This window comes from Psychrobacter cryohalolentis K5 (assembly GCF_000013905.1).
In the GTDB taxonomy this organism is placed as follows: Bacteria; Pseudomonadota; Gammaproteobacteria; order Pseudomonadales; family Moraxellaceae; genus Psychrobacter; species Psychrobacter cryohalolentis.
In genome coordinates, this window is sequence record NC_007969.1 from 2,181,867 (window position 1) to 2,197,733 (window position 15,867).

General features: G+C 41.3%; 17 protein-coding genes, 1 tRNA gene and 2 pseudogenes. 9 read left to right on the top strand and 11 right to left on the bottom strand.

Going from position 1 to position 15,867, the window contains the following annotated elements:
* Positions 1–21: 21 nt before the first annotated feature.
* A tRNA-Val gene (locus PCRYO_RS09000) sits at positions 22–98 on the top strand.
* A 231-nt stretch (positions 99–329) separates the two neighbouring features.
* Here the strand turns inward: PCRYO_RS09000 and PCRYO_RS09005 are convergent.
* Positions 330–512 (bottom strand): helix-turn-helix domain-containing protein, encoded by a 183-nt coding sequence (locus PCRYO_RS09005; RefSeq protein ID WP_049751814.1) that lies wholly within the window; start codon positions 510–512, stop codon positions 330–332.
* A gap of 45 nt (positions 513–557) precedes the next feature.
* Between PCRYO_RS09005 and PCRYO_RS13420 the strand changes: the two genes are divergently transcribed.
* The 4 genes and pseudogenes from PCRYO_RS13420 to PCRYO_RS13185 all read left to right on the top strand — a co-directional run.
* Positions 558–680 carry a hypothetical protein gene (locus PCRYO_RS13420; protein WP_264623020.1) on the top strand — a complete coding sequence of 41 codons (123 nt, stop codon included), beginning with the start codon at positions 558–560 and terminating at the stop codon, positions 678–680.
* Positions 681–968: 288 nt separating this feature from the next.
* Positions 969–1,229, top strand: a complete 261-nt coding sequence (locus PCRYO_RS09015) for a hypothetical protein (RefSeq protein WP_041753175.1) — start codon at positions 969–971, stop codon at positions 1,227–1,229.
* 28 nt (positions 1,230–1,257) lie between these two features.
* Positions 1,258–1,590, top strand: coding sequence for a hypothetical protein (locus PCRYO_RS09020; protein WP_041753176.1), 333 nt, complete (start codon positions 1,258–1,260; stop codon positions 1,588–1,590).
* A gap of 58 nt (positions 1,591–1,648) precedes the next feature.
* Positions 1,649–1,773 (top strand): annotated as a pseudogene (locus tag PCRYO_RS13185) (IS3 family transposase); the annotation flags it as partial.
* Between the two features lie 252 nt (positions 1,774–2,025).
* On the opposite strand, the gene PCRYO_RS09025 reads toward PCRYO_RS13185, so the two are convergent.
* Positions 2,026–2,358, bottom strand: coding sequence for a hypothetical protein (locus PCRYO_RS09025; protein ID WP_011514085.1), 333 nt, complete (start codon positions 2,356–2,358; stop codon positions 2,026–2,028).
* 196 nt (positions 2,359–2,554) lie between these two features.
* On the opposite strand from PCRYO_RS09025, the gene PCRYO_RS09030 reads away from it, so the two are divergent.
* Positions 2,555–2,773, top strand: a complete 219-nt coding sequence (locus PCRYO_RS09030) for a DDE-type integrase/transposase/recombinase (protein WP_011514086.1) — start codon at positions 2,555–2,557, stop codon at positions 2,771–2,773.
* Between the two features lie 9 nt (positions 2,774–2,782).
* Here PCRYO_RS09030 and PCRYO_RS09035 read toward each other — a convergent pair whose 3' ends face one another.
* The 5 genes and pseudogenes from PCRYO_RS09035 to PCRYO_RS09050 all read right to left on the bottom strand — a co-directional run bounded on the left by PCRYO_RS09035 (position 2,783) and on the right by PCRYO_RS09050 (position 8,643).
* Positions 2,783–3,718 (bottom strand): response regulator, encoded by a 936-nt coding sequence (locus PCRYO_RS09035; protein ID WP_011514087.1) that lies wholly within the window; start codon positions 3,716–3,718, stop codon positions 2,783–2,785.
* Between the two features lie 33 nt (positions 3,719–3,751).
* The gene (locus PCRYO_RS09040; protein WP_011514088.1) at positions 3,752–6,109 is read right to left on the bottom strand and encodes a sensor histidine kinase; all 2,358 of its coding nucleotides are present in this window, start codon (positions 6,107–6,109) and stop codon (positions 3,752–3,754) included.
* 437 nt (positions 6,110–6,546) lie between these two features.
* Positions 6,547–6,669, bottom strand: a pseudogene (locus PCRYO_RS13515) (transposase); the annotation flags it as partial.
* A gap of 333 nt (positions 6,670–7,002) precedes the next feature.
* Positions 7,003–8,325: an MFS transporter gene (locus PCRYO_RS09045; protein WP_011514089.1), complete on the bottom strand. Its 1,323-nt coding sequence runs from the start codon at positions 8,323–8,325 to the stop codon at positions 7,003–7,005.
* 39 nt (positions 8,326–8,364) lie between these two features.
* Positions 8,365–8,643 carry a metal-sensing transcriptional repressor gene (locus PCRYO_RS09050; protein WP_011514090.1) on the bottom strand — a complete coding sequence of 93 codons (279 nt, stop codon included), beginning with the start codon at positions 8,641–8,643 and terminating at the stop codon, positions 8,365–8,367.
* Positions 8,644–8,905: 262 nt separating this feature from the next.
* On the opposite strand from PCRYO_RS09050, the gene PCRYO_RS09055 reads away from it, so the two are divergent.
* Complete coding sequence (locus tag PCRYO_RS09055) at positions 8,906–9,646, top strand: HupE/UreJ family protein (protein WP_011514091.1); 741 nt, start codon at positions 8,906–8,908, stop codon at positions 9,644–9,646.
* A 16-nt stretch (positions 9,647–9,662) separates the two neighbouring features.
* A complete protein-coding gene (locus PCRYO_RS09060) occupies positions 9,663–10,301 on the top strand; it encodes a hypothetical protein (protein WP_011514092.1) in 639 nt (212 codons plus the stop codon).
* A gap of 223 nt (positions 10,302–10,524) precedes the next feature.
* Here PCRYO_RS09060 and PCRYO_RS09065 read toward each other — a convergent pair whose 3' ends face one another.
* On the bottom strand, positions 10,525–10,914 hold the full coding sequence (locus PCRYO_RS09065; protein ID WP_011514093.1) for a DUF6122 family protein: 390 nt from the start codon (positions 10,912–10,914) through the stop codon (positions 10,525–10,527).
* Positions 10,915–11,194: 280 nt separating this feature from the next.
* Positions 11,195–12,226 carry a Fic family protein gene (locus tag PCRYO_RS09070; protein WP_049751815.1) on the bottom strand — a complete coding sequence of 344 codons (1,032 nt, stop codon included), beginning with the start codon at positions 12,224–12,226 and terminating at the stop codon, positions 11,195–11,197.
* A 924-nt stretch (positions 12,227–13,150) separates the two neighbouring features.
* Here PCRYO_RS09070 and PCRYO_RS09075 point away from each other — a divergent pair.
* Entirely contained in the window at positions 13,151–14,017 is an 867-nt protein-coding gene (locus tag PCRYO_RS09075; protein WP_011514095.1) for a hypothetical protein, read from the top strand.
* An 83-nt stretch (positions 14,018–14,100) separates the two neighbouring features.
* Here the strand turns inward: PCRYO_RS09075 and ampC are convergent, their stop codons facing one another.
* Positions 14,101–15,276, bottom strand: coding sequence for a class C beta-lactamase (gene ampC, locus PCRYO_RS09080; RefSeq protein ID WP_041753180.1), 1,176 nt, complete (start codon positions 15,274–15,276; stop codon positions 14,101–14,103).
* A gap of 245 nt (positions 15,277–15,521) precedes the next feature.
* Positions 15,522–15,806 (bottom strand): Sec-independent protein translocase subunit TatA, encoded by a 285-nt coding sequence (gene tatA, locus PCRYO_RS09085; protein ID WP_011514097.1) that lies wholly within the window; start codon positions 15,804–15,806, stop codon positions 15,522–15,524.
* Between the last annotated feature and the right edge of the window lie 61 nt (positions 15,807–15,867).

Here is a 15,867-nt window from a genome sequence, read left to right on the forward strand (position 1 = left end):
GATAGAATACTCAACCTAAATAGGCGTATAGCTCAGTTGGTTAGAGCGCTACCTTGACATGGTAGAGGTCAGCAGTTCGAGTCTGCTTATGCCTACCAAATATTTAGAAAGCCCCGGTCTAACGACTGGGGCTTTTTTTGTCCGTAAAATATGGGCTGTAGGTGAAATATAAAGCTAGGCTTGATCAAAACTTGCCCAATTATAGCCATAGCCAAACTGCATCAAAAAATCTATGTGCCTAAATTGTGCCTTCTATCAATTCTACCTGTCTTTTAAAATAGCATTTTTGACCTTCACTCTAGTTTGCCTAAAACGTTCTTAAAATTAATTTACTTCTCTTTCTCTACCGACTCGTTGGGTACGTAAGTGAACAAACCACCCACTCCAATCTCCAATGCCTCACAAATTTTATCCATAGTCTCGAAGTCTATCCTTAAAGTTTGTTCATTATAAATTTTGGGCATAGTCGATTTACTGATACCCGTTATTCTTATCAAATCTGCAACTTTCATTCTGCACGCAGCTTAATTCTATTTGATAAATGTCTTATGATTGGGATGATTACCATACCTATCAATTCAGATGATGTGGGCATTTGGTTGCCTGTTTATATTGGTGAGACGCTCGCCATGACCACACGCTTTGTATTTACTTGTGATGGATTACTGGAAGAATTGTGAGGTACCACATGATGACAAAATCATTGCTACAATCACTGGTCTATCTGCTAATAAATCTAAAATATTTATCAAATTGCTTTTGAGTATTCAGCTTTTTGAAAGCAATGGCGAGCTATTATTCAGCTCATATCTTAATGATAAAAAAGAAACCGCGACAAATAATAGGAAAATAAAATCAAAACTAGGTAAAAAAGGTGCTGCTGCTCGGTGAGGTAAAAATGAAAGCAGTGACAGTCAAAACTCTAAGCCTGCTTATGATAAAAGTAATGCCCAAGGAGTATCTGCGCCATGCTAACGCCATACTTGATCAAGGACAACAAGACGTTGATACTTACTTCGACCGCATGGCATGATGACGATGCTATTGATGGTAATCAACAGATGCGAGAAATAACCAAAGAGCTGGTGAGGTTGTTTGGTGAATGGCAGCTAAACTTTGGTAATAAAGCAAAAGCTAAGGACTATCCTATACACAAAGCCATATTATGGGCAACGGTCATCATGCATTTTCAGCCAACTGGTAAGAGCTCGGCAGCGCTCTATCCTTGAAGAATGGCCACCAAGCTCAGCACGTGACTTGCTGGCATTAGCGGATGCAAGTGAGCAAGACTATCCAAACAGTCGCCACGCTTATCTTGATGCCGCTCAGCAAAAGTATGTCCATGCTGTGGTTTATGAGACGGCTCGAAGGATTGGCTTTTCAGACATAAAAAATAAAGCAGAAACCGTTACCCATCCCTCTTGGCAGCAAATATATCCAAAAGTATGTCAAGAATATAGCAACGGCGCGACATTCGTATTACCTCAATCACGACAAATTGCCCATAAACACATACTTATGTCTAATGATAGCCCTATGGCAGCAACCGTTGATAAATTCTTAAAAGGGTTTGGACGGCAAAGTATTTAGTACTATATATGAATAGGTTGTAATAAACTTAACTAGTTTAGCGGTCTTTTATAAGTGATTTACAGCGATCAACGAGATCACACAATATATAGAGCTGTACTATAATCAGACTAGGACTCAAAGAGTTTAGGCTATCGATCGCCAAGACAGTTGTGGTTTAACTTTTATCATCAAGCTGCGTAACTAAAATCTCCCAAGTTTAACTCTACAGATTTGACGGCAGGGGTCATTATCGCCTCAACATAAAAAAAACGAAAGAACCAGAGAGGTATCTTTCGTTTAGGACTTGCTTAGCTATACTTAGTGAAACTCATACAGTATAGAAAATATAACACTACAGTAGTGCGGCGTGGCTTAAGTCATATCATAACACCTAGACAAACACGCTCTTCCTTGCTTTATTTTTTATAGTTTATTAACTTGGTTAACATACAACTACATCATCTCCTTATTAATACAATCATCCTTATGTAGTGCGTTGTAGAGCTTCGTCTCTGCAACTTTTATCAATGCCTCACGCTTAGCATAATCGTAACTTTGGGTAGCATTGGCATCAACTAATCGGTCTTGATTGTTCTCTTCTTGCCACCCAATGATACTCTGCAAAAGCTGGGCACAATAGGCTTCGTGCGCCTCATCAAACAAGGGCGTATCGGCGGTAGGTGCACTACCAATATTATCTGAGACCGTAGTGATTGCTAACATCATGATAGCGTCAAAACTTTGCTGACTAACTTGTATATCACTTTGCTTTTTTGTGGCGAACATTATCTTTCCCGCTGTCTTGTACTTAAGAGTTTATAACTCGCTATACTAGATTTCTGATGTGACAAACTAATGACATCATCACAATTAATGTAATTAATTACAGCTTTCAACTGAACCGTTCCAGTATTGCCGGACGCTCAACAGGGACGCGTATAAAGCCCATGAGAACCTATTGAACCTCAATTTTAGCCCAACTATGCCCAATCAAATTTGGACGGGCGACGTGACTTATATTCGTATCAAAAGCGGCTGGTGCTATCTAGCCGTTGTTTTAGATTTATATGCCCAGCATATGATGGGCTTTACTGTATCAGACTGCCCTGACAGTATGCTGACCGCTAAGGCGCTACAGATGGCATATCACACCAGTCAGACATTCGCTGAAGCTAGGAGTGCCATTATTGATTATATCTGAGGCTATATTCTATCTAATAATGCGCCAACCTCTGAACTTAGCAAAGAAACCCTTAAGTCTTTCAGAAAAATTCAAAGCCTCCGATTCTGTTACCTCCTCGACATGATGGCGAGCCGCCAGTATCGGCTGTTCTAGCAATCTTTCATGATGATCAAAAGCGCGATCCAGACTGATACTCATGATAGAGAAGTTGGTCGGCCGTGGTAGACAGCGATATACTTGACCTTTATTAATTAAATCAATGACCATATGGGCATCTTTGAATTCAGTCAACATAAGAACCATCAAATCTGGCTGAATATTCTTTAAAGCATAAACAATGGGGGTAATATTTTCTTTATTGAGTGTCGAATCCGTAATAGTGACGCCAAAGCGTTTTTTTTGTAATAACCTTGCTGCCTGTTCAAGGTTACTGGCCCAACTCACGGTATAAGCGCTCTTAACATGACTTTTTATTTGCTGATAGACGCTCTCGTCGTCATCTAATACCAATATATTACGATTGCTACCAGTGCCACCACTAACTTTTTGAGTGTCATTACCTTGCATAGTGTTTTGGGTGATTTCTTGCGTTTGCTGAGCAATTTCTGTGGCTTTATTGACGATTTGTTTAAGCTCATCATTTTGCCATGGCTTTGTGATATAACGATAAATTTCGCCCTCATTCACAGAGTCAATCACTGCATTCAAATCAGCATAACCGGTCAGCAAAATACGTAGTGTATTTGGTGAGGCCGCTTTGATATCACGCAACACTTCTGTACCTTGCTTATCTGGCATACGTTGGTCGCTGATGACCACTTGTACATCATGCTCGCTAACATACTTCATCAATTCGCTAGCATCAGTAGTGATAAATACATCATGTGACTGGCGAAAATGCATTTTTAAACTGCGTAAAATGCGTGGCTCATCATCGATAAAAGCGATTTTTGGTTTTTGCATGACGCTCTCTTTAAATAAGTGATGGGAAGTCTCTCAACTTTCAAATAAAGCTTGTGAAGGTTTAGGTTCATGAGCGCTAGACTGTATCGGCAACCTAATAGTAAACATCGTGCCCTCGCTAACGATTGAGCTAACCTCGATGTATCCACCATGTTGCTCGATGATTTGTGCCGTAATAGCTAACCCTAGCCCCGTGCCATCGCCTGCTTTTTTGGTAGTAAAAAATGGCTCAAAAATCTTCGCCAGCGTATTTTCTTGGATACCGACACCATTGTCTTTGACACTCACGATAATGTGCTGCTGCACGTTATCAATAGAAGAGCTGACTTGCAATGTCCCTTTATGATCAGCTGGCATGGCTTGGGCGGCATTATTAAATAGGTTCAATAATACTTGGTTGACCTGTGAAGGGTTGCATTGAATCGGCGGTAGTTCGGCTAGATTGGTTTTGACGTCTAGAGTTTTTAAATTATTGCGCGCCATAATCAATGAGGTATTGATGCAATCATTAATATCGACATCCTTTACCTTAGATTCATCAATTCGAGAAAAGTCGCGTAAGCTGACGACCAGCTCGGCAATCTGATCAACGCCATAAAGTCCATCTTTAATCAAATCGGCCAAATCTTCACTGACCTCATCTTCTTTAATTTCCTCACAGCATTGTAAGGTTTGCTCTATCAGTTGCTCGACTTGTTCTTGATTGATAGTTGGCGCTTTTAAGACCTGCAATAATTGATCAGTATGTTGTAGCAACTCATCAAAACGAATGAGATTATCGCCAACCAATTCCATGTTACTACGCACGTAGCCGAGCGGCGTGTTGACCTCATGCGCCACACCTGCCACCATTTGGCCAAGCGTAGCCATTTTTTCAGAACGCACCAGATGCACTTGCGAGGTTTTTAATTCATCCATGGCTTGCTGTAAATCTTGTGTGCGGGCGGCGACTTGTTTTTCTAGATGTACATTGATTTCAGCAAGTGCGCCTTCATTCTCGACGACGCGATCAATCAGCTGATTGGTCTGCTCACTAATAATTTGAATCTCGCTGACATTTGAATAAGGCAGTTTATGCGCGCTTAATTGTTGATATTTTTTTTGTTCAATCAACAACCCCATATCAGCCACTGACTGGGCCATGTGCTTTAGCGGCCGCGTAAAGTAGCGACGAAACACCCAAGCGGTCAACAACAAGATAGGAATGAAACCCAGCAGCATGGCTTGAATCAGTTTATTGGACAGCGCATTTGCCACGCTCATCAGGTCATTATCAGGCTTGACAATGACCATCTTCCAATACGTAAAAGGCATGCGAAACACGAAGGCGGTGGCGGGCTGCTGCAACACAAAATCATTGGGCACAGCGATGGTGTCGACCAAATGACTGTCTACCAAATTAAACGTTTGGTCGATATTTAACAGCAATAATGCTGAGAGCAATTTGGACTCTTGCTCGCTGATTTTATCCAGATTGGTCGTACTTAGAATACTACGAGCAGCGAGCGTATAGCGGCTTTCATCTTTAGTTACTGCCTCATCTATCAGTGTCTGATTAATACTATCTAGACTGTCCGCAATAGGGGCAAAGCTAGGATGTTTCTCGGCCAATTGATACGCGGTTACCATTTCGCCTTGGGGATTATCTTCAGTCGCTTGCGTAACCATAGATTGATCAGGAAAGGTCAAAAACCGATTATCCAAGTCTACTAAAAAGACATAACCACCGAGCTTATCTTGCCACTTTTTCATCGCCTCACCGAGGTTGTCTAATAGCAGATTGAAACTCACCACTCCATCAAAAGCCTGATTGCGACTATCGTATAATGCCTTGGCACACGTCATCATCGGCTGATTACTCATCGGATCGACATAGGCACGACTCCAAACACAGTGATCATGACGCGCGTACATTGCAGGAATGTACCACCAATCACGATAATAGGGATTCGGGGTTTGGCGCGCTTGATTATAGCGCGCTAATGGCTGCATATTGCCTGAGCTATCGCGCGCCCACACAAATGACTGCCGCTCTCTACCCTCAGCGTACATATTTGGATCAAACCATACGCCACCGCCTACAATCCGTTGATCGATTTGTTGCATGAGATTACCAAAGGTTTCTTTATAAAGAGCGTCTTGTTTTGGTAACCCGCCCGCCATCGTACTGGTGGCTTTGGCCAATCCGTCGACATGGTTGATACTCGCCATAATGCTATTGATGGCTTCATTACCTGTTTCAACCACTGTCTCTGAGGTCATCTCCAGTATGCGCGGCTTAGCTTGGGTTTCGATGACCCAGTACACCAGCAAAATAATGAGTAAAAAAGCCAATGTTAAAATAATCAGTATACGGGTGGAGATACTACCAAACCGATCAACAACCTTCATAAACACACCTGATATCTATGCGCTAACTGTTATCAACAAATCAGTGAATGACTAAAGATATGAGTGATACGCAACCGCTATTTATAGTGAGCTCAAGAATACGATGCCGTTATGACAATACGATGACAATAATCGTGTTTTACCGTATGGTAGCTATTATCTGTCTATACGCAGCAGCTATATGATTTCTTCATTGTTTATTTTTGCGACTTTTTTAGCATAAACGACATTCCGCTTATTGCGAGCCTACGTCAGGCTTGGCAATGCCATTATTGCTTTAGATAAGGAAAAAAATATAGCTAAAGAGACAGTCCTTATTATGGGAAAGCCCACTCTAATTGGACCATGGAGAAGAGAAGCGACTATAGTCAGTTTAATATAAAATCGATACAGCCCATATCATGAAATAGTTTAGGTAGATTATTCTCTATCCATCCTTAGCGTAGAAATTTAGCTTGTGCCCACTTCTTCTGGATAGGATTTAGATCAGGGCTATATGGTGGTAAAAATAACAGGCGATCGCCGTGCCTATTAATTAGCTTTTGCACGCGTTTATGAAAGCTTGCGTTATTGACCTATGCTGACAATACTGTAGAAACTAACTTAGGAAATTTTAATAATAAAGCTTAATGATGATGACCCATGCTATCGACCTCATAGCCATTAAATTCACATCCAACACTAGAATTTCGATTCCCATATAGGGAATTGAACCCAATTAAAGCACCATAACAAGTATTATGTTATTCAGTGATTTCGGTACCCTAGTGAGGACTCAAATGTTTAGCTGTAGGCTATCTATATCAGTAGTCAAAGTTATTTATGGTAGCTCAGTGTACATAGCAGTGTAATTTTCAATATAAAATGGCGAACCTTCATGTACTGATTCAAAATCAACGACCTGAGCTTGGCCAACGAGGATGATAGTCATCGACTACGAAAGGATGGGTATGACGTATCCCATTGGGTGTAGGAGATCCAGTAGCATGAGCATGACCTTCTGGCAAATCCGAATGCTCGTGTTCAATCTCTGTTAAATCAATAGACGGCCAGACTCTAAAAGCCGCCCATACTGCTAGTGCAGCAGCACAGCCTAATACCGCAAAAGCTACCGTCATACTGTAGCGAGCACCTAGCCAACCAGCCAAAGGATAAAATACTAACCAACTCACATGAGATAAAGCAAACTGAGCGGCAAACAATGCAGGACGATCTTCCTGATGTGAGGATCGCCATAGCAAGCGTCCAGAGGGAGTTTGGGCAGCAGAATAACCCAAACCTAGCACGAACCATAAGGCCATAAGCGAGTTTTGTCCCATCATCAATGTACCAGCAAACATACCCACCACTAACAACCCTACACCGCTTAACATGACCCTACGGTCTGTCAGCTTAACCAGTAGGCTTGGCAAAGCCAATGCAGCAATCATAGAGCCTGCACCAAAGCTTGCCAATGCTAATGCGACTGCGCTCTGAGTCAGTCCCATCCCACCCTGAATGATTACCACTGTATTCACAAAGACCATAGACGCAGCGGCAGACACAGCAACGTTGACCGCGAGTAATCCGCGCAGTCGAGGGGTAGCTAAATAGATACGAATACCGCGTGTGGTTCTATCATAAATGCTACGACGCGCTGGCATAGCATGCGCTGGTAGCGTGACCGATACGACCAATAAGGCAGACGCTAAAAATCCCAGCACCGTTCCCGTAAACAGATTGTGAAAGCTCATTACTGTCAGCAAGGCTGCCGCTAACATAGGACTGACCAGACTCTCCATATCGTACGCAAGGCGTGAGAGCGATAAGGCTTTGGTGTAATCTGCTTCATCAGGCAGAACATCAGGAATAGTGGCTTGAAAGGTCGGCGTGAATGCTGCTGAGGCAGATTGCAATACAAAGATCAGCACGTAAACCTCCCAAATCTGGGAGACAAATGGTAAAAGCAGTGCTACACCCGCTCGTATCACGTCCAGCGTTGCCAGCATCGTGCGTTTGGGCAGCCGTTCGGCAAAGGCTGCTGCAATTGGTGCAATACCAACATAAGCAACCATCTTGATGGCCAATGCAGTTCCCATAACGACCCCAGCATTATTACCAGCCAAATCAAAAGCTAGTAGCCCAAGCGCTACAGTAGCTAAACCTGTGCCAATCAGAGCAATCACTTGCGCGGCAAATAAATGGCGATAAGTTCGGTTTGCAAAGATACTGAGCATCCAATGTCTCCAATGCTTCTTTAGATCAGTCGATTGATCTTATAGGTAACGGGTTATCTCCTTAAACTCCTCGATAGAATTCTGCTGATCTTTATCAACAGACCCTAACAAATCTTCAAGGCAATGATCTAAATGGTCTTGGATTAAAATTTTCTTGGCTTGGTGAATTGCGTTCTCTACCGCTTGCAACTGTTGGGCTACATCAAGGCAGGTTCGACCCTCAACCAACATCTCTATCGTACTGCTTAGATGACCATTCGCTTTTTTAAGGCGTGTGATAACGGCTGGATGAGAAGCGTGTATGTGCGGTTTTTTCATAATGACAGTATCCTTCCTCTAGAGAGCGCAATTATACCCTATAAGACTTGAGTTTTTACGGTTGACATTATCCCCCCCTAGGGGATAGTATCTTACTCCTTAATCGCTTAGTTTGCATTCGAAAAATTCACGATTTTACTTACTAGTCCATAAAAAAATGCTTAGTAACACAAATCATACTTACTCCATTGGTTAGGATTAACTGTTCTTATCGCATTGCATCACGCAACACATTCATTATTTTCAGACCACAGGATTCTTAATGTATAGCCATGTTTTAAATAGGCTTTCAAGCTCGCTATGGGCGACTTGGCAGACCCGTCTGTTAGTGTTCTCAGTACTTCTTATTTGTATTCTTACTGGCAGCAATGAAGCGCTTGCTCATGCTGTAACCGCAGGGGATAAAGGATATATTCAGGAGATTTCAGGAGTCAATATTTTACCCTTTATGTACTTGGGCGCTAAGCATATGATAACGGGGTATGACCACATACTGTTTCTCTTCGGGGTCATCTTTTTTCTCTACCGTATGAAGCACATTGGTATCTATGTGAGCCTATTTGCACTAGGTCATTCCACAACGATGATTTTAGGCGTGTACTTCAACATCGGTATGAACAGTTATCTGATTGATGCCATTATTGGTCTCTCTGTTGTTTACAAAGCTTTAGATAACATTGGCGCGTATCAAACATGGTTCGGGTATCAACCAAACACCAAAATAGCAGTGCTTATATTTGGCCTTTTCCATGGCTTTGGGTTATCAACTAAAATTCTTGAATATGAGATGTCACCTGACGGTCTACTTCCTAACCTGCTCGCATTTAACATGGGTGTGGAAATTGGGCAACTACTGGCTCTAGCGATCATATTGATTGGTATGAGCTACTGGCGACGCACGTCAAGTTTCATCCGTAACGCCTATACCGCCAACGTTGCCATGATGAGCGCAGGATTTATTTTAGTGGGCATGCAGCTCACTGGCTATTTAATGTCTCAATAATCTAAGGATTTCTAATATGTATAACAGCGATACCCCCTTGCAAGCTGAACTTCCCTCTTCAAAGCAGCTTATGAAATCTACTGTTCTGGCTGTAATTGCAGCAATCGTTCTTTTATTTACGGTGGTTCTCCCAGCTGAATATGGTATTGACCCAACTGGGGTTGGTAAACTGCTTCGTTTGACAGAAATGGGACAGGTTAAGCAGCAATTAGCAGAAGAAGCCGCCGCCGATGCTGCTGGTTTATTAGCAACTGATACACTGGCGTCTGAAACACCAGATATTGATAATGTGACCGAACAAGCAGTAGATGCCACACTTTCTGATACTGCTGTCGCTAACGGACAGTGGCGTGATGAAATTCCCTTTACTTTGACACCAGGGGAAGGGTTAGAGATTAAGATGAAAATGGCTGCAGGTGGCAAGACTGAATACTCTTGGGTCGTGACAGGCGGTGATGTTAACTTCGACACCCATGGTGACGCATCAGGCCAAGCGATTAGCTATGAAAAAGGTCGCGGAATTGCCGCTGATGAAGGCGTTCTAGAAGCCGCATTTACAGGTAATCATGGTTGGTTCTGGCGCAACCGAGGACAATCAGATGTTCAAGTTGTCTTGCGTACCCGTGGCGATTACAGCACTATTAAAACGATGTAAAAAAGTAGGGAGTGGTTCGTGCCGTTATTACCTGATTAGAGCCAGAGCTGTCTCACTAAGCTTAGAGTAACAAGCTAGACAAACTCAATCCTCGCATTAGACCACAAGCGGTCTAACGCGAGGACTTATTTAGGATTGGATAGCAGTGCATACATGCTAGTTCTAGGAGTTATTGAAAAGGTGGTCTATGAGAGAGGCACAAAAAGATGTAGTCACAGCCGTATCAAAACTTAGTGGCTCTGCCTAACCACGCTACCAACTCACGGGCAGGCGCCTCAACCAAACATTGCGGACAATTAAGATAGGTCATCACGCAGTCATTTAAATCAGTTAGCATATGTAGTAATAATCCCAAACCAATTATTTTATAGGGTTTTGGTAGAAATAGCATAGCCGCATATGCTGCCATTGCGTAGTAAGTATGCAGCGGATGAAAGTTAATACTACAGCGATTGGGCGAAAAAATAGGAGTGGCCAGCAAATGATCTAAATCTACTAGCATAGTGGCTAAAAGAATCAAATATACTCGTTTATAGTCGTCACGAAAAAATATATAGGCGATGACCAATGGCATACCAAAGTGTAGAAAATAATGGATAACGGTTTGAATCATCGTTTTTTCCGATTTAAGATGGTTTGTAGTGATACATCAATCTCAGATAAAACATAAGATATTTTCGTCTTTAGAATGCATGTGAAATATATGCATCATACACTCACTCTCTTATTATTGTACCTGTCCAAAAAATTAATAGTTAATATAGGGCATACCCCAGCGGAACCAGCTATTTCACCCTTCATACCTATTAATAGACCACTTAAAATAGACTGCTATCACAATGCTGAACTAGCTCGTCTATTGCGTTACGCATCATAGAACCACATGTTCTTTATTACAAAGCCACCTCGTAACTCATACTACGCCCCGAAGCCTCGGATTTTTTCAGCATCCCCTTCTCTATCAGATCATTAATATCACGCAGTGCTGTATCTATAGAACACTTGGTCATCACTGACCATTTTTTAGTGGCCAGTTTGCCATAAAAGTCTGTGAGTAAATTATTTTGAGCAGCAATGAGTGCTTGTTCTAGTGTTTGTAGAAACCAGCACAGCCAATCAGTGATATCAGTATCGTCTTTTTGTGTTCGTTCCAATATTTTATAGTAGTCATTGCGCTGTTTAAGAATCTGCGCTGACATACTATAAAATCGTTGGGCGCTATCATCGCTTTGTGCCAGTGCTCTCTCAGTAATGGCACGGGTCAATCGCCCATTGCCATCATCAAAGGGATGGATCGTCACAAACCATAAATGAGCGATACCTGCTTTAATCACCAGATCTATGTTCTCTTGCTCATTTGGTAAGGTGTTAAACCAGGATAAATTGTCTAGCTCATCTGATAGCCTATCGGCACTAGACGCAACGAAATGAGTCTGCTCGTGACCATAACCACCAGAAACTACCTGCATAGGTCCTTGACTGTCATCACGCATACTGCCCGCTTTGATACGATAAAGTCCACTATATCCATCTGGGAATAACGCCCTATGCCATCCTAATAAATCGTCCAACAATAATGGTTGTTGATAATGATAGGTCGCATTTAGCATCATTTCCACAACTGCATCTATCTCACGAGTAGCAGTTAGCATACCCTTATTATCTATTCCTAAGTGGCGTGCGACAGAAGACCTTACTTGCTCATTATTTAATGACTCACCCTCAATCTCTGACGTTTTAACGATTTCTAAAGTCACGGCATCTAACTGTGCCTTAACATTAAGTTCAAACCCTAGCGTTAGCAACTTTCCAAGCAAACGGCCTTGTAATATCCGCACACGACTGACCAATGGCAGCAGTTTTTTATCTGACCATTGCCACTCATTCCAGTCTGAATGTTCGTGAATATAGCTAATATACGCTATATTTTTTTAATGATACGCAGAGAAAATAAGGGGGATACAACGCATAAAAAACGTTTGTTATAAGAAAGTAGCTTAAATAATAATGTGGAATAAGCGTTCTTTTATGATAAAGGCATTATTTTTGGCTTAATCGACACTACAGTCGACGTAAAAAGACTATAAAATTATAGTGCCCAAATACGTGTTAAACTTTATCTTATACTCGTTGACCTTGGTTTTTTTAATTATAGAATAGCTATAAGCTAATAAAATCAATACATATAAGATAACGTTATATAGCTAATCCACTTTTAAAAGGGTACAGAACTACTGGGGTTAATTATTCGCAGCCTCTGTCTGCGTAGGCACAGCAAGCAAGAAAAATTGACTCCAGTAGTACCTTATAACATTTGTATTTCTTTTATTTAGGACCGACTATATTATAATACTTGGTCGACCTACTTTGACATGGTAGAAGTTTGTTGGTGGTGTGTGTTCAGCAGTTCGAGTTTGCTTATGCCTACCAAATATTTATAAAGCCCCAGTCTAACGACTGGGGCCTTTTTTTTGTCCGTAAAATATGGGCTGTAGCGGAAATATAAAGCTAGGCTTGATCAAAACTTGCCCAATCATAGCTATAGCCAAACTACATCAAAAAATCTATGTGCCCAAATTGGGCCTAAGTTGTGCCTTCTATCAATTTTACCTATCTTTCGAAATAGCATTTTTGACCTCTACTCTAATGGTGTCAATGTTTTTATTCTCTGAAATAGCTACGGTGTATTTCATGATATACATGCCATACATATTCTATTTGTGATCGGTGCGCTGTGTACGTATCAATCAAACTTTAGCATCAATAAAATCTAGCATAAAAAAGACAGTTTATACAAGGTTCATTAAGGTATATATTAATATCAATGACTCGAATTCGGGAATTAAGCCATGTTAACTTTTCATTCAAAATCATCATTGCCTATATTCAAAACGGCAATGGCTTCTACTTTATTAATCGCTGCTGTACAACTGATGACAGGCTGTGACTTACAGCCTTCATCTACAAATAACGATGACACTACACAAACGAATAATATAGACAAAGACATGACCAAGAATGATGAGATGCCTGTCAATCCAGCACCTACAGATTCTGGCGCTATGGATAAAATACAAACTAACAACGCAGCAGATATAGCTGATGAGCAAATCGTCAGCCCGTCAGGGTATCAAAATTTAAGCTTCGGTCAGGCTATTACCCCTGAGTTGCTAAGTAGCCTAGGAATAACCAAAGCCAAGAGCGATAACGAACAATGCTATTACGTCAGTAATCCAGCACTGAGTTATGTCGATAAAGAGTACGGTGAACGCGCTTCTGTTTTATATCAAATCATAGATGGTAAAGTTGCTCTGATCAGTATTCGGGATCCAATCATCCCGTTTTATAAAGACATCAATATTGGCAATTCCGCTACAGACGTTATGAAAGCACATAATGACGAGCTCACTTACGAGGTCGATAAATATGCGGTTGATGGTGATTACTATAGCCTGATTGCTAACATCAATTTCAAAATGATAAAAGAAAGCCCACTTGGAGAATCATTAAGAGACGAAAATATTGAGCTTAATAATAAAGAGGATAAGTTACCCCTACAAATTGAATATCATATCAAGGGCGGTCAAAAGCTGAGTGATTCTACGATTAAGGCGACTGAGTGGACAGCAGACAATAAAAGCCTATTAAAAGGTGAGGTAGGAAGCATCGATATTGGTATACCAGAAGCGATTTATTTGGTGGAAGGCTGCTCTTAAAAGTTGAACATAATAACCCAGCATCTAGCTGGGTTATTAGTGAAAGGCCATTTTTATAAGGTTGCTTTGTGACTCATGCTCAATCAATGAGTTATCGCACTCTCTAAAATCGTATACGCTGCTTTGACCCTATCTGCATTTGGATAGTTTTTATTTGCCAGAATGACAATGCCTGATTTTTCGGCAGGAATATAAGCGATATAGCCACCAAACCCATTAGTAGCACCTGTCTTATTTACCCAGACGTTATTTAAAACAGCCGTTGGATGATTGTCTGTTTTGATGGCTTGAGGCTTTAGTACCACGTCCATCGAGTTGCCTTCAAGCAAGGTATCTAGCTGAGTAGGATAAGGGTACATCTCCCATCCTAACCCTTGGGTAAAAGTGCTCGCCTGATAGTAACCCTTTCTATTATTGTCTAACGCTTGCTGAATATTTTTATCTAGCGGCACAAGACCCATATTCGCTGCCATAAAATGCGTCATATCTGTGATGGTGGATTTAATGCCATAGGTTTCAGCGTCTAACATGCCAGGATTGACTCGGATAGCATCGCCAGCAGCGTTGTAACCAAACGCATAATCTGCCATCTTGTCACTAGGCACATTGATAAAAGTATTGGGCATATTGAGTGATGGCAGTATTTTTTCTTCCATCAATTGTGTGTAATCAGTGTCCATGCTCAATGCCGATATATAACCAAACAGACCGATACTGGCGTTGGAATACAGACGCTTTGAGTTGACAGGAAAGACTGGCTGCCAAGATTTATAATAACGTAGCAACTCTTTATTGTTTTTGACGTCATCAGGGACTTGTAGCGGTAGACCACCAGCTGAATAGGTGGCTAGGTTTATAAGCTTGGTGTTACCAATGGCGCTGTTTTTTAGGTAGGGAATATATTTATCAGCAGTATCTTCTAATGTAAGTGTGCCATTTAATTCTGAATAACTGGCTAAGGTAGCCGCAAACGTCTTACTGATTGAGCCTAGCTCAAAAATAGTGTTTTCTGAGACAGGTATTTTGGCTTTCTTATCAGCCAAACCATAATGATAAAAATGTGATTTGCCATCGATGATGACGCCAAAAGCCATTCCTGAAATATTATGCTCATTCATTAGTAATTTGGCTTGTTGATCAACAGCGCTCTTTAGATGGTCATTGTTATCCGCTGCTTGTACGGTTCCAGATAGTAATGATGCTGTCACTAAAGCGGTAAATCCCACTTGATTTAAAAAGGTTTGAAAGGGTTGTTTCATTATAGGGTTTCTCATTTATTCTGATAGATGTACTGATAATTTAGTGAGCATGCAAATAGCGCTTTGCTTTCAGTTCGGGTATGCCGTTTTGCATTATCTCAGAATGCTGAATCTCCGACAATCTTAGCGATTTAGTATCATAGAATGGATCTTTTAGGGTATACCTCAAAGGGATCATTGAAAGCTGGCTTCTTCTATGTAAAGCCAGCTTCCATAATATTTCTCATTGGAACAAGAGGCGCGCTTCATACTTTGTGTTGATCATCAGCGGTAATAGGGCTGATTTGCATGTCATCAACCTGAGTACCTACCTGCGTATTTAAATCATTACTTGCAGCGGGCGTACTATTTTCATGGCTAAGCATACGATTCTTGCGAGCATGCTCGGCTTCTTCATCTTTGACCGCTTCTTTAAAACCCTTTACCGCACCGCCTAAATCCTTGCCAGCATTTTTAAGCTTAGCAGTGCCAAATACGACCACTACTACAACTAATAAAATCAGCCAATGTGTAATAGAAAAACTGCCCATAACGGTATCCTTATATCTTAGGCCTTGATAAGACCAGTATGTGTATGTGTGCTTTAAAACC